Origin of the sequence: Actinomadura darangshiensis, from assembly GCF_004349235.1 — a bacterium.
GTDB lineage: Bacteria > Actinomycetota > Actinomycetes > Streptosporangiales > Streptosporangiaceae > Spirillospora > Spirillospora darangshiensis.
The window spans coordinates 1-17,670 of sequence record NZ_SMKY01000085.1; the positions used below are offsets into that span (position 1 = coordinate 1).

Genomic DNA, 17,670 nt, shown 5'->3' on the forward strand with positions numbered 1-17,670 from the left:
GACCAGGCCGGTGACCAGGCCGGTGACCAGGCCGGTGACCAGGCCGGATGCGCCGTCCTGCTGGTGCGCCGGCACCGCTACACCCGCAAACTGTCCCACTACCGGTGCTACAGCCCCCGGCCCGTCCCGCTCGCCCACCTAGTGGCCGTCGCCACCGTGCGCTGGAAGATCGAAGAGGACCACCAACTCGCCAAACAGGCCTGCGGCCTGGACAAAGGCCAGACCACCCGCTGGAGGTCCTGGCACCGCTGGAGTTGCCTGGCCCTGCTCGCCTACGCCTACCTCGCCGTCACAGCCGCCACCGAACACCATCCCGATGACGCCGACGACCCGGAGTTGATCCCCATCACCGTGCCCGAACTGCTCCGGCTCATCCGAGGGACCCTCGTGCCCCCACCCGTCCGCGACCCCGGGCACCGGCTCGCATGGTCGCTATGGCGCCGCCGCCACCAGCGACGGGCCCGAACCTGCCACCACGCCTGGCACACCTACGCCGAAACCACACCATGATCACCGCAGGTCAGGACCGAAATTACAGCTGCCGTAACTGAGCCGAACAAGCATGACAACCCCTTCATCCTGAACGAGGCCCCAGCTTTTCCTCCCCGGCACCGCGACCGCAGTGACACACCACCCCCAATCCCTGATGTAGCCAGCTACACCACCCGCCGACAATTTGGGGAAAGCGTTGGCGGCGCCGTCACCGATCAGGAGCGAGTGGCCGAGGCTGGATCACCCGCCGCCGCCACCGACTCGAACTGCCCGATCCCAACGCGCGGCCCATTGAGGCACGGTGCCGGACGCCGCACCGCGCCGACTCTCCGCAGCGGACTGCCGGCACGTTAGCCAACGGCCCGGAACAGTTCGTATCTTTGTTCAATCGCCTCACGGTTGGGTCGGTCGACGCGCCTTTTGGGAAGGGTAAGAGTGACCCCGTCCATCTCCTGGAGGCCATGCTTCAACATCGGCCCGTCTACTTCTTGAAGGATGTCTGATCGGACATGGACGGTCAGGTTCGGCCGCACGCCGAGGATGTTCTCATCGTATGCGGAGTGATGGATCTTGCAGAGCGCCAATCCGTTCGACACAGCGGGAACACCGCGCTCGTCACGGTCCGGGACGATATGCGCAGCATCAAGGAGGGAAACGTGCCGCAGGCAGCACACGGCACAACTGCTGTTGTAGGCGCGGATCACTCGCTGGCGAAATACAGGCTGGTGGAGGCGTTGCTTGCTCACCCGCTCCGAGTATCGACGCTCCAGCGGACTCAAAGATTCTGCGTTCTGAGCGAGCGTTACCTGAGCCTCGTCCAGTCCGATGGCCACCTGCGAGTGTTGGGGCTCATCAGCAATGATCCATACGGGATAAAAGGGCAGATACATTCCTTGCTGTACGCCGAAGAACCAGATAAGTGGAACGCGAAGTGTATGTGCTTCGCGCAAGCCCCGATTCGTGTAGTGCTCGGGATTCCCTTGGTACTTGTATCTGAGGAAACCGTCCGATCCGAGAGCGTCCTCGTAGGGGGCGCGCTGCCCATCGGACGTGTAGGTGGTCAGAATCGACAAGGCGGCCGTCAGTCCCGCGGGCTTGCGGATGCCGAGTTGGTTGTCGATAAGAGGAAAGCGCCGTCCCTCGAACTTGAAATCAAGGAGCTCCTGGCGGTGGACGACTGGATTGTCGGGTGAGTAGCGACGGTCCAGCCAAGCCATCGCGGCCGCCCGTAGACGTCCGTCCAAAGTGTCGCTAAGCGCTGCAGTCACACTACATTTTGTACTACCTCATGGTCTGCATCACCAGTCCATGATCCCGATGCTATGGGCCACTCGTGGTCACGGCGCCCAAACTGAACCGTGCCGGCACACTTGCTGACTTTCAGTGATGCTTCAGGGGGTCAGATTTGAGGGCGTCCAGGAAGCTTGCCCAGTCCGAACACGCGAGAGCCAGGACGGGGCCGTTGGGGTCCTTGGAGTCCCGGACGAGGTAGGCCCGGCCGAGGGTGGCGGCTTCGACGCAACTGCCGCCGTTGTTGCTGTGAGTGCTCTTGCGCCAGCGTACGTGCGGAAGGTCGGCGCCGGTTACATGCCGATTGTCGCGTGGGAGGGTCATGTGGCTTCCCGGATCTTCTGTGCGATCAGGTCGCGTGACTTGTCAGGATCTAGGGCTTTTGCTCGCAGTTGATCAAACATCGCATTGTATCGTGCAACTTGAGACTTTTCCTCCAGATATAGCGCGCCCGTCTGGGACTCGAGGTAGACGACATCTAGATCGAGAGACTCCGGGAAGCTCAAGATCTCGAACGGACCGTCCATCGCAGGGTGCATGCCGGCGGCGAACGGGAGCACCTGGACTGTGACGCGCTGGAGCTCGAGGCGTTCGAGGATGTACTCAAGTTGGGTCTTCATCGCACCTGCAGGTCCCGGTGACCGGAGGAGGGCCGCCTCGTTCATGATCGTCCAGTAGGCCGGGCCTTCTGGACGCTCCAGGCGGGATTGGCGCTCGGCCCGGACGGCGACCTTGCGTTCGATCTCGTCCAGAGTGCTGAACGGCGTGGACTTGCTCACGAAGGCGCTGTAGTAGTCCGGAGTCTGCAACAGGCCGTGGACCAGTTCGGACTGATAGGTGCGGATGCTGGTCGCCTCGGTCTCCAGCCCCAAGAAGGGCTCGAACCACTCGGGGACGGCGTCACCGTATGTGTGCCACCAGCCCTTCTGTCGCGCATCGCGGGCAAGCTGCAGGATCGCGTCGGCCTCTTGCTTGCGGTCCGGGCCCGTGAGGCCGTAGTGGACGAGCAGTGCTCGGACGTCCGGTACCCGTACAGGGATGTTGCCCCGCTCGATCTTGATCTGCTTGGACTCGGACCAGTCCATCTCGGCGGCCACATCAGATTGGGTGAAGCCGGCCTCTTCGCGTAGTCGGCGAAGTTTCTGAACCAAGAGCCGGTGTCGGACGGTTGTTGGACTTGCGACTGCCATGGTGATGTCCCTTTTGGGGTGAATAATTGAAATTACAGTGCTTTCTCAAACGTGACACGACTAGTTTTCCACCTGGAAACTATTGTGATCAAGACTTTGCAAGGTGGATGGTGTGACATGCCGCAGTGATCTGGGTTGAACTCTAGTCCGGCCTGGGCTGAGAACGTGGTCGCTGTGAGGAACGGAGGCGAAAGTGGAGAAAAGAAACTGGAGCCTGTGCTCTCCGGGCGAGTGGCTATGGGGATCAGAACCGATGCGGTGGCGCCGAGTCTTCTCGGGGCGTGCCGACCAGGTGCGATCGGCACGAGTGTTCGCATCGGCGCTGTTCGCCGGGACGGGACGGGAGGACGACGTCGCCGTCGTTGTCGCGGAACTGGCCACAAACGCCGTCCGGCACTCGCGGTCGGGCACGCAGCGCGGCTGGTTCGGGCTGGAGGTCACGATGGCGGACGTCGCCTACGTGGCGGTGACCGATCAGGGTGGAGGACGCGTCCCGTACCTCCAGGCTGAGCGACCCGACGAGAGCCTGCAGGTCAGCGGTCGTGGGTTGCTCATGGTGTCGAGGCTGGCACTCGCGACCGGGATGCACGGCAGCCCGCAGGTCGGGTACACCGTGTGGGCGGATATGGACTTGCGTGGTGGTGGCCATGCGACCACCGACTCCGATCGCGAAGTCTCACTGGTGTCGTGAGGAGGGTCCAGCCTGTCGGTACCAGGCTGGACCCTCCCGTCCAGGATACGAGGGCACGGTCCCGAGGCCGTCCAGGAGCCCGTTCTTCGAGTTTCTGAACGGCTTCATTTCGAGCCTTGTGAGGAGGTCAGCCTTTCAGTTCGGCTGTGGTGAGGCGCTTCCACCGGTACAGATGCCCGACCCTTTGCTGCGCGACCAGGTGGACTTGGGCGACACGTAGGGGCACTGGGTCGGGTCGCAGGTCGAGGGCGTCGATGATGGGGCGCGCAGAGCGGTCGGTGTTGCTATAAGCGATTGAGATGTGGGGTGTCCAGTCCGGTTCGTCGTCGAGTTGGTGAACGGTTACGGCCTGGGCGGTGGCGTCCCGGATCGCCTGTCGGATCGGGTGAAGGGCGCGCGACGGCCGGCTCCCGAGCATCACCGCTTCACTGTGCATCCACAGCTTTCCGAACTCCACTTCGATCGGAGGGATGGTGGCGAGGCGATGGATTGTCCCCGCGACCATCGCCTCGTTCTCTTCGGCCGGCACCTCGTCCTCGAAACCGACGATCTGTGTAGTCATGTGCAGCCACTCGCCGGGGATGAGGTCCAGGCCGTTGATGCTGGCGAGTTTGTTCTGGCAGTGGCGGACCAAGTCGCGCACTTCCGGTTGATCGTCGGGGAGGATGTGCCAGACGAGCAGGTGGCGGCCAGGGCGTACACCCGGGCGCCACCACCAGTGGTCGGACATGCGCTCGGGCATTGGGCTCACGGGGCCTCCGCGGCGGTCAGGGGCTTGTGCTCCAGCGACCCGATACGGAAGGCACGGATCTTTTCGCGCAGGTCAGCGGCGCCTGGATGCCCTCTGTACCGGCTGTGGCCGAGCCTACGGCCGATCTCGTCCACTCGGCCGATGATGGTAACGACCCGGTACTCGGCGCCGAGGTCGAATACTTCGTCCAGTTCGGCGGCGGCGCCCGCCGGGTCGCCGGTCATCACATACGCCAGCGCAGCGCCGATGCGAACCTGAGCCCACGTGCCGTAGACCCATTGGTCACCGTCTGCCCACGCGTCATCGGCCTCGGTGACCGACTGCAGCATCGCGGCCGGATCACGGGCACCGAGCCCTACCTGGAGTGCATAGGTCGCCTGCCGGGCGCGAGTGCAGCCCCAGGCATCGGCGCGCTCGTCGTTGGCTGAGGCCGTGTCTCGGGCTTGTTGCGCGCGCTTCATTGCCTCCATCGCTTTTGGAATGTCACCACGCGCTTGCAGCGCGGTGGCTTCCGACACGGCGAGTAGGACCCGTCCTTGGGCAGTGGCCGGGCTGACTTCGAATCCCCGCCGGGCAAGGTCCGCGGCGTCGGCGTAACGGCCCTCCCACCGGGCGGTCTTGGACTGCGCACACAGCACCAAGGCCCTGGCCGAGTCCGAATCGGCCTCCTGTGCGCACGTCCATGCCGCGTACCCGTAAGCGTCGGCAAGGCTGTACCGGCCCACGTCGCCTGCAAGCAGATTGATCAGGGCGAACAGCTCAGCCGAGATGCCCAGCAGGGCCCGCGTTTGCGCGAGGCGCTGGCGCCCAGTGCGTAGGACGTCCGATACGCGGCCTTGCAGGATTTGCGCCTCGCGGAGGACGGTGAGCGGTGGGCGGCGAGGATAGTCGTATGTCAGGCGGTGAGTGGCAGCCGCCAGGTAGCCGACGGCGCCGTCTGCGACGTTGGTCTCTTCCAGCCACGCGGCGAGCGCCATGACGTCCTCGGAAGCCGACATGGCACGTTCGGGACGGAGCGCCGCCAGAGAGCCTCCAGCGGCGAGCACCTCGTCGAGCCGGGCCGCCATCTCCACCGAGGGTGCTTTCAAATCTCGGGCGACTCTCGACAGAAAGCCGTCGTTGCATGGGACGAGACCGGCCAGCGAACGCTGGCTGATCTGCCGCTCAGCCATCAGCGCGCGGAGCTTCTCGCCGAAGGTCGTCATCGACTCACCCGTTTCGCCCCAGCTTGACCAGCTGTCTGTCCGCTGCCCTCGCTCGTCGGCAGCGGACAGCGCCTTCCACGCTAGCCGTGCACACGGTCAAGTGGAGGCCGGAAGGTGTCACAGGACACGAGGATGGCCCGGCCCGGTCGACGAACACTGAGGGCTCTGGGCCTCACAGAACTGAGGTCTGCCCATGCGCAATGTTTCGAGGGCGGCGATCGATTCGGGGGCGGGTGCCTCGGCATGGCGGGCTTCTCGTGAGGGTGTTCGCGCCGGGCGTGGTGTCCGCGCCTGGGCGACCGGCGTTGAACCGGCGCCGATCGGGAACCCCGAGCTTGCTGCCAAGCGCATGTTGCCCGAACTGGGGCCGGCATGAGCCTCCATGTGGCGCGGTTTGGTGTGTTCGGTCCGGGCGAGCGGCTCTATGCGGCCATGCGGCGGCGTGCTCCGCAGGTGGCCGTGTCCATTGTCCGGGACGCCGACGACGGACTGGCGCGGGTGCGCGTTACCTACCGCGAGCGTGGCCCGCTGACCATCGTCTGGGACGGCAAGACGTACCGCCGATGGTCGGAGTGCGGCTACCGGGAGCGGTTTCCCGCTGATCCCGAGAAGGCCGCCGACGACATTGCTGAAGTCGTCGGCGCGCAGGTGTGCTCGCCGCAGGCGGACGAGCGCCAATGAACTCCGCGGCCGGGGCGGTTGGCGCGGCGTCCCCGGCTGCGGTTACCACCATGGCGCGCCAGAGGAGATCAAAAATGACCATCGCCAATGAGCGGGCCATCACGGCCGCCACGGACCCACGCGGGCTCGTTTCGCCGGAGGTGTGGAACCTCCTCGTCGAAGACCTTCGCCGGTACCACCACGTCACGCGGGTCTACGCCGAGCGGATGCTGGGACAGGCCCTCATCTTCCTCAAGGCGCAGGCGAACGTCGTCCAGGCACGTATAGAGGGGAAGCCCTGGGTGCGGATCGTGCCCACGGTTCCAGTGGACCCGGCGTGGCACGCGTTCATGCTCCGGTCGCAGGCATACGCCGAATTCTGCGACGAGCACGCCGGCCGGTACATCCACCACGTCCCGTTCCAAGACGAGGCGATCCTGACGGGTGACACGCTCGAAGTCACCATTCCCGCGCTCCAGGCGACCGGATACCTCGTCGACCTGGAGTTCTGGCACGGCGAACGCAACCCCTGCTGCCCGCCCGAGTGCGCCCCGCCAGAGACGGCCTAATGCGCGGCTCGATCGTCCCGGACACCGCCAAGGGGGCTGGTTCGAAGCCGACGCATTTTCACTGCTATCGGTGGTCGGGTACGGGGCAGGACTGGCAGCGCTTGGAGCGCACCGACACCCTTGACCTGAACAGCCCTGATCGGCCGCCTGTGCGGACGGTGGACTGGCTGATCAAGTCGACGAGGTTCGTCGTGGCCGTCCACACCGATCCCGGAAGTGCCCGCGACTGGCTGATCGCCGAGTGGGAAGGGGCGCGGGGCAAGGCGCTCAATTCTGTTCCCGACTGGGTGAGCAGCAAGGACCGTGGGGAGCGTGCGCTGCGGGCGATCGAGACGGGCTGTTGGCCGTCCTATAGCCAGTGGCTGGCTGGAGGCGTGATCATGTTCTGGTCCGTGATCGGCACGGACCAGCCTTGCCATTAGCCGGAACGCGGTCGACGTTCGGCGCGACGAAGTGGCCTCCGTCCTGCACTCCGGTTGGGGCGGAGGTTTCGTGTCGATGGCTAGATTGTCAGGATGCTATAGACCAACCGAGGGCGTATCTGTGGGAAGGGCTCGGACGCTTGCTGAGGTGTATCGGCGCTTCGGGGAGGTCGATGCTGCTGAGTCGCCGTTGTACCAGCGCATCGCCTTCGCGTTGAGTGAGTCTGAGGGGGCGTTGAGCGCTATCGAGGCGGTGCCTACTCCTAAGCGGCATCCCACGGTGATTCTTGCTGCTCTGCACGACCTCGTCCTCGCCGGACGTGCTCCGGAGCTTGCTGCGGCCTATGCCGCTGGGGACGGCGACGCTGCTGGCGGTGCGGCGGTTGACACCTTGCTGCGGATGACCGACGCGGTTGTGGCCATCGCCGGGCGGCGGAAGACGCGAGCCGACGAGGCCGGACGCTGTGGCGTCCTGTATCCGGCCATCGCCGAGGCGGCGCGCCGGGCGGGTGCGAATGCGGTCGGGCTGATCGATGTGGGCTGTTCGGCTGGGCTCAATCTCAATGTCGATCGTGTTGGCATCACCTACGGCCGCGGGCAGACGCTGGGCGACTCGTCATCTCCTGTGCAGTTGTCGTGTTCGGTCGTGGGGGACCGGCCCGTCCCGACGCGGGCGGTGCCTGAGGTTGCCGCCCGAATCGGTGTTGACCTTGATCCGGTCGACGTGACCGATGCGGATGAAGCTCGATGGTTGCGTGCTTGCCTGTGGCCGGATCAGCCGGAGCGGGACGCGAGGCTCAAAGCGGAGATGGATTTGGCGGCCACGGTCCCTCCGCTGCTACTGCAAGGCGACGCCGTCGAGGTGCTGCCCGAGGCGTTTGCGCATGTGCCTGTGGACGCCTTGCCTGTCGTCACCACGACGTGGGCGCTGTCGCAGTTCTCGTTCGAGAACCGCCTGCGCTTCCTGCACCGCCTCGATGAAGCCGCGGCCGGACGAGTGGTGGCGTGGGTGTCAGCGGAGGGGGTCGGCGTCGCGCCGGCGATACCGACGCTTGGTGATCGCCGTGCCTCCGGCCACAGCATCATCGGGCTGGCGGTGTTCGACGGGTCGGTTATGCGAGCCGAGGCCATCGGCCGCTGCTGGTCGCGAGGCCGCCTGCTGGCGTGGCTGGCAGACCCGTAACGGCTTGATCATTCTGAATCCTGAGGCCCGGCCGGACGGACGCGGGGATGTCGGCGGTGGCGTGCATTGTGAGCACCGCGGCGGTGGCGGGACGGTGAGTTCGGCAGAGGACGAGATGGTTGATGGGTTTGTGGCCGCGGGCATGGGAGCGTTCCTGTCGCGCGGATGAGTGTGGCGGGTGTGTCACGCTGTGTGCGTGATTGGTGGGGATTCGTCCAGACGGGCGCGGCGACGGTTGTTGGTCTTTGTTGTGCCCGCCCTGGTCGCGGTGGTGGCTGGGGGCGGGGTTACGGCTGCTTGGCGGCTCGGATTCTTCAATGCGGATGGACGGTTTGACGACCTGGACGCCTGCGAACTCATGCCTGATGCCGCAGCCCTCACGCCGCTGATCTCGAATGGTGCGCGTGAGCAGGGTGACTCTCAGCCTCGGACACTGTTCGGGTTCGGCAGCGGGCCCACTCGGTCGGAGTGCAAGTGGAGCAGCGTCCCGGCGGGCGTGGACCGGCCGTTCCGGACTTTGCGGGTCTTCGTCGAAACCACGCATGCGAACTCGGACGGAAGCGGGCCGGAACATGCCGCGGACTCGTTGAGGGTCTGGCATGACAATCGGGCTCGCCGGGGTTCGGAGATGACGTCCGTGGAAGTGGGGGAGAACGGGTACGGGGTCACCGACAAGGCGACCTACGACGTCGTCCTGGCTCACGTTGAAGTCTTCGACGTCCACGTCAAGTTCAGGGTCTCCAACGCGGTTCTGGACGTTTCGGCGCGCACGCATGACCAGCCGGGGGCGAGGGAGCAGACGCAGGTCGAAGGCTTGGCGAAGGCGGTGGCGGCTCGCCTTCCCTCCGGGGATTGAGGCTTCCCGTCAGCTCGTCTCCTCTAGTCGCCGCCGTAGATCAGCTGTCAGCGGGTCGTCTGGACCCAATGCGCGCTCGCAGCGCTCCAGTGTCTTGCGGAGCAACTCCACCGCCTCACCTCTGTGCCGCCGCGACGAGGCGTAATGCTGGGCAAGATCACCCATCGCCATTAGCGTTTCCGGGGCGTCAGGGCCGTGTACGCGTTCCCGAGCCGAGACGGCCGCCTGTGCTTCGTCCAGCTTGCCGGATTGCTCCGCGAACCTGCAGGCCGTGACGAACTCTTCCCGCACGTGTTCGGTGTCGGGATGATCGGCGCCGAGCGACCGCTCGGATCGCCCCAGTGTCTTCTCCAGTTCGTGCAGCGCCCGTTCCACACGGCCGCAGATCAACTGGGCCATGCCCAGGGCACACGCCGTGCGCAGGGCTCTCGGGTGGTCTTCCCCGAAATCTTCCTCCACATCGGTCAGCTCCGCCTTGAGTGCTTTGATTTCGGCGCGGCCGGGTCCGTCGAGCTGTTCTCGCGCGACGATGCAGTCGTCGAGCGCCAGCAGGGTGTACGGATGGTCCGGGGCCAGCAACCGGACGAAATGATGGGTGGTCTGCTGCGCCAGCGCCAGCGCCGCCGCCGGCCATCCGGCCTCTAGATACACCTCCGCCATCCGCTGGCGCAGTTGGAGCGTCGCGATGTCGTCGGCGCCTAGCACCGCCTCATGCGCAGCCAGTACCTCCTCAAACACCGGAAGAGCATGATCGAACTCGCCGGATTCCCAGTAGTCTTCAGCCTGCTGATAGCGCTCGCCGCGCAGTTCGGGGTGCTCGGCCAGCTGAGACGGTGGCGCGGGCACGGATAGCGCGGCCTCCTTCGCCTGCATCGCAGCGTCCGCCTCTGCTTTGTATTGCGTCGCGAACCAGCCCTGCCTCGTGTTCAGGCCGTATGGGTCGTCGGCGCTGAACGGGAACCGGCGACCGACGTATCGCGCGGATTCGCCGGTGATGGAACGCTTGAGGGTAATGATGCGGAAGCGGGCCGGCAGCGGCCAGATGGGGATGAATAGGACACAGAAATACAGTCGCTTGACGACCGAGCCGCATCGCGTGCAGGGGTCGGCCCCGCCGAAGAGGGTGGTGCCGACTCCGTTAAGTGTCGACGTGGCTGGAGCAGGCCACGCGATGGTCTCGCTCGTGCACTGCTCGCAGAACCGGGGAATCCGGCGCAGGGTGGTTTGGTCAGTCCACTTCATGGCGCCTCTCGTGGCTCGCTGCTGATTCCACTTGTCTATGCCGGCCTGGCGTGCTGTCCCGGGTGGGTGGATTTCGATAATCGCCACGGAATCCATATCAGGGCATTCTGAGCATTGAGCTCGAAGGTTCGCAAGGGGTGGACAGGGGCGGTGGTCGTGGTGAACGCGATGGGCGGATCGCGGGGATCCGCGGAACCGCCTGGGGGTTGAATCTCCCCTAAGGGGAGGTGTCAGGGTTTGGGGATGGACGGGCGCGGGCGCTACTCGATCGGGGAGCTGGCGCGGATCAGCGGGGTCACGGTGAAGGCCGTGCGCTTCTACTCCGAGCGCGGGCTCGTGCCGGAGGCCGGGAGGACGGCCGCGGGGCATCGGCGGTATGGGGCCGCCGCCGTGGAGCGGCTCGGGCTGGTGCGGACGCTCCGTGAGCTGGGGATCGACCTTGCCGCCATCCAGACGATTCTCGACAAGCGGATACCGGCCGCCCAGGTCGCCGCCGCCCACGCCGAAGCCGTCGCCGTGCAGATGCGGGTACTGCGGCTGCGCTACGCGGTGCTGTCAGCGGCCGCGCGGCGTGGGGCCACAACGGAGGAAATGGATCTCATGCATCGACTCGCACTCATGTCGGCGGCCGAACGGGACCGGCTCGTCGCCGACTTTCTCGACAGCACCTTCGGCGATCCTGACACCGCCCCGCTCTCCCGCGTCCTGCACCGGTCGCTGTCGCCGGAACTTCCGGACGACCCCACGTCCGAGCAACTGGAAGCCTGGGTGGAGCTGGCCGAACTCACCCAGGACCCCGGTTTTCGCTCGCTGATGCGTGGTCTGTTCACCGACTCCGCCGTCCACGATGCTCCGGCTCCGCCGCGCAAGCACATCGTCGCGAGGGTGGTGGAGGCCGTGGGTCCGCTGATGGCTGCGGGTGACGCCGTCGACTCGACGGAGGCGGCGCGAGCCGTCGAGGAGATCGTTGGTGCCTACGCCGATCTCCACGGACGGCCCGACGATGCCGCCCTGCGGAACAGCCTCGCCGCCCACCTGGCCGCCGCCAACGATCCGCGCCGTGAGCGGTACGAAGAACTTCTGTCGATCATCAACGGGTGGGGCCCACCCGAGTTCCCCCACCAGGAGCTTGATTGGTTCCTCGCGGCGCTCGCCCAGGCCGAGCGAGGATAGTCCGCTCCTAAAGCGAAGGAGCCGCGTGATTGAGGCTGTCTATCAGGGCCTTGGTCAGGCGGTGGACGTCGGTTTCGGTGGTGCGCCAGTTGCTGAAGGCGGCGCGGAGTGCGGGTACTCCGGCGTAGGTGGTGGGGGTCAGGAACGCCTCGTGCTTCAGGGCCTCGGCGAGGTCGGCGAGCCGGTCGGCGGTGGGGTATTCGGCCAGGGTGAAGCAGACGACGTTCAGGCGGACCGGTGCCAGCAGGCACAGTCCGGAGATTGTCTTGATCGCCTGGCCCAATGCGTGTGCGCAGGCGATGTTCCGCTGGACGATCTCGCGGTGCCCATCACGCCCGTAGGCCCGCAGCGTGAACCAGGCGGCGAGGGCGCGCAGCCGCCGGGAGTTCTCCGGCGTGAGATGGACGTGGTCGGGCGTCTCACCGAGCGGGCCGAGATAGGCGGCGGCGTTCTGGAACACCCGCACCTGGAGTTCCGGATGGCGGGTGAACTGCACGGCGCTGTCGTAAGGGACGTTGAGCCATTTGTGCAGGTCGATGCAGATGGAGTCGGCGGCATCGAGCCCAGCGACCAGGTGCTCGTGGTTCAAAGACAGCGACGCGAAGCCACCGAAAGCGGCGTCGACATGCAGCCAGAAGTCGTAGCGTTCGCGCAGCGCGGCGATGGCGCGGAGGTCGTCGAAGTCGACGGTGTTGACTGTGCCGGCGTTGGCGACCACGACACACGGGCCGTCCACCTGCGTCAATGCCCGCTCCAGGGCCGCGAGGTCGACTGCCTCTCGGCCTTGCAGCACGGGCACGTGAACCAGTGCAGCGCGGCCGAGGCCGAGCATGGACAGGCCCTTGGCGATACTCGAATGCGGACTACCGGACAGCACTTGCACCCGTCCCAATGGCGCCGTTCCCTCCTCCGCCACAGAGGCGCCGGCGCGGTCACCGAGCCATTCGCGGGCGATAGCCAGACCCACGGTGTTGGACATGGTCGCGCCGCTGACGAACGCCCCTTGATGCGCGGCGCCGAGGCCGAACAGCTCGCGCAGCCAGCCGATCGTGCGGCGTTCGAGTTCCGGTGCCGCGTCGTCGAGTGCCGACGTGGGGTTCTGGTCGGCGGCCGCGGTCAGCCAGTCGCCCGCCAGCGCGGCCGGGGTGACGCCGCCCGTGACGAAGCCCAGGTAGCGAGGTCCTGCGCTGGCGGACAGCAGCGGAGCCCATGCCTGCGTGAACTCCTCAAGCGCTTCCGTCAGACCGGCTCCCCTCTCCGGGAGCGGTTCAGGATCGGGCAAGCGCAGCGGCGGGACGACCGGCTGGTCAGGCAGGCGGTCGAGTATGTCGATCGCGCGTTCGCCGACCGTCCCCAAGAGCTCCGGCAGCTGCGCGAGATCAGTAGCTAGGCGTGGATGCATAGCAGGGACGGTATCCAGCGCCGGTTTCAATTTCCTGGTCCAATACCGGCAAACTGGACCAGTGCACATCACGGACAACCAGTTGGCCAAGGCACTGGGCGCCTGGCGCAAACCAGACGTCGCCCTGGCGCGGGCGCTGGCCGACGCGGTCGGCGACGCGGCCCTGGACGGACGGTTGCGGGTCGGCTCCCGGCTCCCCGCCGAACGCCGAACGGCCGCGGCCCTCGGCGTCAGCCGGGGCACCGTGATCGCGGCGCTGGGCATCCTCCGGGACGAAGGATGGGTCGGCACCCGCCGCGGCAGCGCCAGCACACTGCGGCTACCGCCGGAGGCCACGACGCGCATCGCAACGTTCTCGGCCAGCGGCGAAGGCGCCGCCATTGATCTCCGGCGAGCGGTTCCGGCCGCACCCCACACGACATACCAGCAGGCCCTGCTGAGAGCGACCGAGCGTTCCGGCCCGATCCTGGCCGAAAGCGGGGAGACCGGGCCCGGACTGCCGGAGCTGCGATCACTGATCGCCGACCGCTACACGGCGGAGGGGCTTGCCACCCGCCCCGAGCAGGTACTGATCACCTCAGGGACTCGCTCGGCCCTCGCGCTGCTGTCGGCGCACCTGCTTCCCCGCGTCGTGGCCGTGGAGATCCCCACCTACTTCGACCCGCTGGCCGGTTTCCGGGCCACCGGTACCCGCCTGGCCGGCTGCCGGGTCACCACGGACGGCTGGGACCTGGACCAGCTCGACGACGCGTTCCGGATCGCGGCGGGCGGCATGGCCTACCTCGTCCCCGACTTCCAGAACCCGACCGGCGCGCTCATGCCGGTCGCCGCCCGCCGGACCGTGGCCCGGCTGGCCGAACGACATCGAGTGACCGTGGTGGCGGACGAGACCATGCGCGATCTCGACCTGCGCGACACACCCGCACCGCTCCAGCGGATACCCCGCTCCGTCCTCATCGGGTCGGCGGCCAAGACGATCTGGGCCGGCCTCCGGGTCGGCTGGATCCGCGGGACGGCCGCGCTGATCGGTGAACTGGCACGCCATCCCATGTGCGAACCGCTGTCCGCGGCGCCGACGCAGCAGCTGGTCGCCACCGAACTCCTACGCGACCTCGAACCGGTGCTGCGTGACCGGCGGGCCGCCCTACGCCGACAGCGCGACCACCTGAGCGGGCTGCTGGACGGAGACGACCGCTGGCGCTTCACCGTCCCTCAAGGAGGGCTCGCGCTGTGGCTGCACCTGACGACCATGCGAGCCGACCTCGTCGTGACGCGCGCCCGCGCGTACGGCCTCGAACTCTCCCCAGGCCCGTCCTTCGCCGCTGACGCGACCCACTCCCACCATCTGCGCCTGCCCTACACCCCGCCGATCCACACCCTGGACCGCGTCGCGACCGCCCTAGACCAGGCGTGCAGCGATCATTGAGCCGCTATCGGACGAACGTCCGCACGGCCAGGGCGGCGATGAGCGTCCCGGCGACCACGCCCGTCGCGAGCCGCCCCCGGTACCCGGTGAGCACGCGGCCCAGTGCCGAGCCGGTGACGACCACCGCCAGTTGCCAGACGGCCGACGCCGCGAACGCGGCGACCGCAAAGGCGGACCGGTCGACGGCGTCGAACGCATCGAACCGGCTGCCGATGACGATGGCGGCGAAGTACAGGACCGTGCCTGGGTTCATCACCGTGATGCCGATGAGCCGCAGGTACGCCCGCCCAGGTGACGACGTTCCCGACGTGCTCAAGCTCGTCGGGCCGTCCTTGGCCCGAACAGCGTCGGTCACGACGCGCACGGCGATCCACAGCAAGACGGCCGCGGCGATCCAGCGGAGGGGGTCGACGATCGGCTCGATCACGCGGCTCACCGCACCTCCCACCGCGACCGCGAGGGCGCTGTACAGGCCGTCCACGGTCGCGACCCCGAGGGCCGCGGCGGCGCCGACGCGTACGGGGGCCGTCGAGCTCAAGAGGAGCAGGTAGACGGCGACGGCTCCGACCTGCATGGCGATCCCGAGGCCCGCGACGGCCCCGGTGGCGAGTGCGGTGGTCATGGCGCGAGCGCCAAGCGCATGATCGTCAGGTCGAGCCGGCGGCCGAACTTGGTGCCGATCTCGCGAAGCGTTCCGGCGGTCTCGAAGCCGAGGCGTTTGTGGAGCGCGATCGAGGCGGTGTTGCCCGCCTCGATGTCGGCCAGCATGACGTGGGCGCCGGACTCCCGGGCGGCGGCGATCAACGTCCTCATCAGGCGGCCACCGATGCCTTCGCCCTGATGTCCCGGGAGGACGTACACCGAGTTCTCCACCGTGAATCGGTAGCCCTCCTTGGGACGCCACTGCGTCCACGACGCGTACCCCAGCACCTCACCGCCCGCTTCGGCCACGAATGCCGCGCGCCGTTCGATGAGTTCCGCCCACCACGCGGCCGCGTCCTCGGGCGTCTGCTTCACCGTGGTCCAGATCGCCGTGGTGTGCTCGATCGCGTCGTTCCGGATGGTCCGGATGCTCTCGGCGTCCGCAACCCGTCCGGGCCTCACCACAACCGAGTCATATAGTGGATTCATGTCCACTATCATAGAAACGACGAAAGTCGACCGCACCGCATTTTCGGGCGGGTGAGACGGGGGTCCCGATGATGCTGCGCTTCGAGCTGGACGACCTGGCCCGGTCCGAGATCCATAGGCTCCTGGAAGAGCATCTGGCCGACATGCACGCCACCTCGCCGCCCGAGTCGATCCACGCGCTGGATCTGCGGGAGCTTCGTGACCCGGCGGTCGAGTTCTGGTCGGCCTGGGAGGGCCCGGAGCTACGCGGCTGCGGCGCGCTCAAGGACCTCGGCGGCGGCGACGTCGAGCTGAAGTCCATGAGGACGGCGCAAGCCGCGCGCGGGAAGGGCGTCGGAACCTTCGTGCTCCGCCACCTGCTGACGCTCGCAGCCGAGCGGGGTCACCGGCGGGTGCTGCTGGAGACCGGAAGCCAGGACTTCTTCGCACCGGCCCGGCGGCTCTACGCCCGCCACGGATTCACGTTCCGCGAGCCGTTCGGCGACTACGTCCAGGACCCCAACAGCGTCTTCATGGAGCTGTGCCTCGACGGCGCCGCCGATCCTAAGGTGAAGCCATGTCCACTTTGATGGAAAGCCCGGACGGTCTCGGACAGCGGGTCAAGGCGGAGCGGGGCCGGCGCGGGTGGTCGCTGGCGCGGCTGGCCGACGCGTCCGGCGTGTCCCGGGCGATGATCAGCAAGATCGAGCGGGGCGAGAGCAACCCGACGGCCGTCGTCGTCGGCAAGCTCTCCGCCGCGCTGGAGCTGAGCATGACCGCGCTGCTGTCGCCGACCGAGGGCGCCGCCCCCGACCAGGTGCGGCGCGCCGCCGACACGCCGCACTGGACGGACCCCGACACCGGCTACCTCCGACGGCAGATATCGACGCCGGGCTTCCCCGTGGACGTCACCGAGATCGTCCTGCCCGCGGGCGCCCGGGTGCCGATGCCCGCGGGGACGTACGCGTTCATCGCCCAGCTCGTCTGGGTCCTGGACGGTGAGCTGACCCTGGTCGACGGGCCGGCCGCGCACCGTCTCACCGGCGGGGACACCTTCGAGCTCGGAGAGCCCCGAGCCCGCGAGTTCGTCAACGACACCCCCGACGAGTGCCGCTACCTCGTGGTCGTCACCCGCAAGGCCACGGCCTGAGCGACGCCGGAGCGGCGGAGCCGGCGGGCTTGGCGTCAATGCGCGGCCTTCTGCAGGCGGGCGCGGTAGGTCAGGACGACGAGCAGGCCGGCGCCGAGGATCGACAGGCCCACCAGCCGGGACACGGCCAGGACCTGCGCCGTCGACAGCAGCAGCGCGAGGACCGTCAGCGCGGCGGCGTGGACGGCGAACGTCCCGCCCATGATGGCGGTCAGCGTCGTGGACGCCTGCCGGCGGCGCTCCTCGACCAGTGCGTTCTCCGTCTTCCCGCTCTTGCCCAGCAGCCGCGTGGCGACGAGCAGCACCGGCTTGCGCACGGCGGCCGACGCGAGGAACAGCAGCGCGAGCGGTCCGGTCACGACCGCCTCCTGGAGCTTGAGGACGAACGGGTCGCCGCCCGAGAGCAGCACCACGATCAGCGCGATGCCGAACGTGACGACCGCGATGGCGCCGATCGCGTCCACCCGCCGCCGCCACGCGAACACCGCGACGGTGCAGGCCACCGGGACGGCCATCGCGACCGCCAGGGCCGCCGCGTCGCCGGGCAGGTGCGGCCGCAGCAGCAGGTAGACCAGCAGCGGGACGACGCCGTTGAGCGCGAGGCTCGGCAGGACGGTCCGCAGGGGGACCGCGCCCGGCCGCGGTTCGGCGCTCATGACGAGCCGCCCCGGCGGGCGGTGAGCCACATGATCCCGGACGCGGCGAGCGCGAGGGCGCCGGCCGTGACCGTGAACTGCCAGACGCCGCCGAGGTCGAGTGCGCCGACGACGATCAGTACCGCTCCCGCGAGGGCCAACCTGATGGCCATGAGCCTCTCCTGTCTCCTATAGATACTATGAGTACCTAATGAAGGTACTG

21 protein-coding genes and 1 pseudogene are annotated in these 17,670 nt (G+C 67.5%); 11 read left to right on the forward strand and 11 right to left on the reverse strand.

Features of this window, described 5'->3' with window-relative positions:
• A pseudogene (locus tag E1293_RS47550) lies at positions 1-510 on the forward strand (IS701 family transposase); the annotation flags it as partial.
• 332 nt (positions 511-842) lie between these two features.
• On the opposite strand, the gene E1293_RS19695 reads toward E1293_RS47550, so the two are convergent.
• From E1293_RS19695 to E1293_RS19705, 3 genes are all read right to left on the reverse strand, one after another.
• Positions 843-1,709: an HNH endonuclease gene (locus tag E1293_RS19695; protein ID WP_132198897.1), complete on the reverse strand. Its 867-nt coding sequence runs from the start codon at positions 1,707-1,709 to the stop codon at positions 843-845.
• A 163-nt stretch (positions 1,710-1,872) separates the two neighbouring features.
• Positions 1,873-2,106, reverse strand: a complete 234-nt coding sequence (locus tag E1293_RS19700; protein WP_132198898.1) for a DUF397 domain-containing protein — start codon at positions 2,104-2,106, stop codon at positions 1,873-1,875.
• A complete protein-coding gene (locus E1293_RS19705; RefSeq protein ID WP_132198899.1) occupies positions 2,103-2,972 on the reverse strand; it encodes a helix-turn-helix domain-containing protein in 870 nt (289 codons plus the stop codon). Before E1293_RS19705 ends, E1293_RS19700 begins: the two co-directional genes overlap by 4 nt.
• A 253-nt stretch (positions 2,973-3,225) precedes the next feature.
• Between E1293_RS19705 and E1293_RS19710 the strand changes: the two genes are divergently transcribed.
• Complete coding sequence (locus E1293_RS19710; RefSeq protein ID WP_132198900.1) at positions 3,226-3,663, forward strand: ATP-binding protein; 438 nt, start codon at positions 3,226-3,228, stop codon at positions 3,661-3,663.
• 127 nt (positions 3,664-3,790) lie between these two features.
• Here the strand turns inward: E1293_RS19710 and E1293_RS19715 are convergent, their stop codons facing one another.
• The gene (locus tag E1293_RS19715; RefSeq protein WP_132198901.1) at positions 3,791-4,405 is read right to left on the reverse strand and encodes a 2'-5' RNA ligase family protein; all 615 of its coding nucleotides are present in this window, start codon (positions 4,403-4,405) and stop codon (positions 3,791-3,793) included.
• A 5-nt stretch (positions 4,406-4,410) separates the two neighbouring features.
• Positions 4,411-5,619, reverse strand: a complete 1,209-nt coding sequence (locus E1293_RS19720; RefSeq protein ID WP_132198902.1) for a helix-turn-helix domain-containing protein — start codon at positions 5,617-5,619, stop codon at positions 4,411-4,413.
• Positions 5,620-5,991: 372 nt separating this feature from the next.
• Here E1293_RS19720 and E1293_RS19725 point away from each other — a divergent pair, with 372 nt between their 5' ends.
• The 5 genes from E1293_RS19725 (at position 5,992) to E1293_RS47555 (ending at position 9,309) form a co-directional block, all read left to right on the forward strand.
• On the forward strand, positions 5,992-6,300 hold the full coding sequence (locus E1293_RS19725; protein WP_132198903.1) for a hypothetical protein: 309 nt from the start codon (positions 5,992-5,994) through the stop codon (positions 6,298-6,300).
• A gap of 74 nt (positions 6,301-6,374) precedes the next feature.
• Entirely contained in the window at positions 6,375-6,848 is a 474-nt protein-coding gene (locus E1293_RS19730; protein ID WP_132198904.1) for a glycine-rich domain-containing protein, read from the forward strand.
• A complete protein-coding gene (locus tag E1293_RS19735; protein ID WP_132198905.1) occupies positions 6,848-7,270 on the forward strand; it encodes a hypothetical protein in 423 nt (140 codons plus the stop codon). The genes E1293_RS19730 and E1293_RS19735 overlap by 1 nt, the downstream gene beginning before the upstream one ends.
• Positions 7,271-7,418: 148 nt before the next feature.
• Positions 7,419-8,453 carry a DUF2332 domain-containing protein gene (locus E1293_RS19740; RefSeq protein ID WP_207938955.1) on the forward strand — a complete coding sequence of 345 codons (1,035 nt, stop codon included), beginning with the start codon at positions 7,419-7,421 and terminating at the stop codon, positions 8,451-8,453.
• Positions 8,454-8,703: 250 nt separating this feature from the next.
• On the forward strand, positions 8,704-9,309 hold the full coding sequence (locus tag E1293_RS47555; RefSeq protein WP_165978312.1) for a hypothetical protein: 606 nt from the start codon (positions 8,704-8,706) through the stop codon (positions 9,307-9,309).
• 9 nt (positions 9,310-9,318) lie between these two features.
• On the opposite strand, the gene E1293_RS19755 is transcribed toward E1293_RS47555, so the two are convergent.
• Entirely contained in the window at positions 9,319-10,647 is a 1,329-nt protein-coding gene (locus E1293_RS19755; protein ID WP_132198907.1) for a tetratricopeptide repeat protein, read from the reverse strand.
• A 147-nt stretch (positions 10,648-10,794) separates the two neighbouring features.
• Between E1293_RS19755 and E1293_RS19760 the strand changes: the two genes are divergently transcribed.
• Positions 10,795-11,724, forward strand: a complete 930-nt coding sequence (locus tag E1293_RS19760; protein WP_132198908.1) for a MerR family transcriptional regulator — start codon at positions 10,795-10,797, stop codon at positions 11,722-11,724.
• Between the two features lie 7 nt (positions 11,725-11,731).
• Here the strand turns inward: E1293_RS19760 and E1293_RS19765 are convergent, their stop codons facing one another.
• A complete protein-coding gene (locus tag E1293_RS19765; RefSeq protein ID WP_132198909.1) occupies positions 11,732-13,126 on the reverse strand; it encodes a pyridoxal phosphate-dependent decarboxylase family protein in 1,395 nt (464 codons plus the stop codon).
• A 61-nt stretch (positions 13,127-13,187) separates the two neighbouring features.
• Between E1293_RS19765 and E1293_RS19770 the strand changes: the two genes are divergently transcribed.
• Positions 13,188-14,552, forward strand: a complete 1,365-nt coding sequence (locus tag E1293_RS19770; RefSeq protein WP_207938956.1) for an aminotransferase-like domain-containing protein — start codon at positions 13,188-13,190, stop codon at positions 14,550-14,552.
• A 4-nt stretch (positions 14,553-14,556) separates the two neighbouring features.
• Here E1293_RS19770 and E1293_RS19775 read toward each other — a convergent pair whose 3' ends face one another.
• Together E1293_RS19775 and E1293_RS19780 are read right to left on the reverse strand one after the other, a co-directional pair.
• Positions 14,557-15,174 carry a LysE family transporter gene (locus tag E1293_RS19775; protein WP_132198911.1) on the reverse strand — a complete coding sequence of 206 codons (618 nt, stop codon included), beginning with the start codon at positions 15,172-15,174 and terminating at the stop codon, positions 14,557-14,559.
• Complete coding sequence (locus E1293_RS19780; RefSeq protein WP_207938957.1) at positions 15,171-15,695, reverse strand: GNAT family N-acetyltransferase; 525 nt, start codon at positions 15,693-15,695, stop codon at positions 15,171-15,173. The genes E1293_RS19775 and E1293_RS19780 overlap by 4 nt, the downstream gene beginning before the upstream one ends.
• 56 nt (positions 15,696-15,751) lie before the next feature.
• Between E1293_RS19780 and E1293_RS19785 the strand changes: the two genes are divergently transcribed.
• Positions 15,752-16,252 carry a GNAT family N-acetyltransferase gene (locus tag E1293_RS19785; RefSeq protein WP_207938958.1) on the forward strand — a complete coding sequence of 167 codons (501 nt, stop codon included), beginning with the start codon at positions 15,752-15,754 and terminating at the stop codon, positions 16,250-16,252.
• Complete coding sequence (locus E1293_RS19790; protein ID WP_207938959.1) at positions 16,240-16,812, forward strand: helix-turn-helix domain-containing protein; 573 nt, start codon at positions 16,240-16,242, stop codon at positions 16,810-16,812. Before E1293_RS19785 ends, E1293_RS19790 begins: the two co-directional genes overlap by 13 nt.
• A 35-nt stretch (positions 16,813-16,847) precedes the next feature.
• Here the strand turns inward: E1293_RS19790 and E1293_RS19795 are convergent, their stop codons facing one another.
• Positions 16,848-17,468 carry a VC0807 family protein gene (locus tag E1293_RS19795; RefSeq protein WP_132198912.1) on the reverse strand — a complete coding sequence of 207 codons (621 nt, stop codon included), beginning with the start codon at positions 17,466-17,468 and terminating at the stop codon, positions 16,848-16,850.
• Positions 17,465-17,620: a hypothetical protein gene (locus E1293_RS47560; protein WP_165978313.1), complete on the reverse strand. Its 156-nt coding sequence runs from the start codon at positions 17,618-17,620 to the stop codon at positions 17,465-17,467. Before E1293_RS47560 ends, E1293_RS19795 begins: the two co-directional genes overlap by 4 nt.
• Positions 17,621-17,670 lie beyond the last annotated feature (50 nt).

What these genes read in the sequence shown, in the direction of transcription:
- E1293_RS19760 (WP_132198908.1), top strand. Translation starts at nt 10,795, where the DNA reads ATGGACGGGCGCGGGCGCTACTCGATCGGGGAGCTGGCGCGGATCAGC.
- E1293_RS19730 (WP_132198904.1), top strand. Translation starts at nt 6,375, where the DNA reads ATGACCATCGCCAATGAGCGGGCCATCACGGCCGCCACGGACCCACGC.
- E1293_RS19705 (WP_132198899.1), bottom strand. Translation starts at nt 2,972, where the DNA reads ATGGCAGTCGCAAGTCCAACAACCGTCCGACACCGGCTCTTGGTTCAG.
- E1293_RS19795 (WP_132198912.1), bottom strand. Translation starts at nt 17,468, where the DNA reads ATGAGCGCCGAACCGCGGCCGGGCGCGGTCCCCCTGCGGACCGTCCTG.
- E1293_RS19715 (WP_132198901.1), bottom strand. Translation starts at nt 4,405, where the DNA reads ATGCCCGAGCGCATGTCCGACCACTGGTGGTGGCGCCCGGGTGTACGC.
- E1293_RS19700 (WP_132198898.1), bottom strand. Translation starts at nt 2,106, where the DNA reads ATGACCCTCCCACGCGACAATCGGCATGTAACCGGCGCCGACCTTCCG.
- E1293_RS19765 (WP_132198909.1), bottom strand. Translation starts at nt 13,126, where the DNA reads ATGCATCCACGCCTAGCTACTGATCTCGCGCAGCTGCCGGAGCTCTTG.
- E1293_RS19780 (WP_207938957.1), bottom strand. Translation starts at nt 15,695, where the DNA reads ATGATAGTGGACATGAATCCACTATATGACTCGGTTGTGGTGAGGCCC.
- E1293_RS19735 (WP_132198905.1), top strand. Translation starts at nt 6,848, where the DNA reads ATGCGCGGCTCGATCGTCCCGGACACCGCCAAGGGGGCTGGTTCGAAG.
- E1293_RS19755 (WP_132198907.1), bottom strand. Translation starts at nt 10,647, where the DNA reads ATGGATTCCGTGGCGATTATCGAAATCCACCCACCCGGGACAGCACGC.
- E1293_RS19695 (WP_132198897.1), bottom strand. Translation starts at nt 1,709, where the DNA reads ATGGCTTGGCTGGACCGTCGCTACTCACCCGACAATCCAGTCGTCCAC.
- E1293_RS19790 (WP_207938959.1), top strand. Translation starts at nt 16,240, where the DNA reads ATGTCCACTTTGATGGAAAGCCCGGACGGTCTCGGACAGCGGGTCAAG.
- E1293_RS19720 (WP_132198902.1), bottom strand. Translation starts at nt 5,619, where the DNA reads ATGACGACCTTCGGCGAGAAGCTCCGCGCGCTGATGGCTGAGCGGCAG.
- E1293_RS19785 (WP_207938958.1), top strand. Translation starts at nt 15,752, where the DNA reads ATGATGCTGCGCTTCGAGCTGGACGACCTGGCCCGGTCCGAGATCCAT.
- E1293_RS19775 (WP_132198911.1), bottom strand. Translation starts at nt 15,174, where the DNA reads ATGACCACCGCACTCGCCACCGGGGCCGTCGCGGGCCTCGGGATCGCC.
- E1293_RS19725 (WP_132198903.1), top strand. Translation starts at nt 5,992, where the DNA reads ATGAGCCTCCATGTGGCGCGGTTTGGTGTGTTCGGTCCGGGCGAGCGG.
- E1293_RS47560 (WP_165978313.1), bottom strand. Translation starts at nt 17,620, where the DNA reads ATGGCCATCAGGTTGGCCCTCGCGGGAGCGGTACTGATCGTCGTCGGC.
- E1293_RS19710 (WP_132198900.1), top strand. Translation starts at nt 3,226, where the DNA reads ATGCGGTGGCGCCGAGTCTTCTCGGGGCGTGCCGACCAGGTGCGATCG.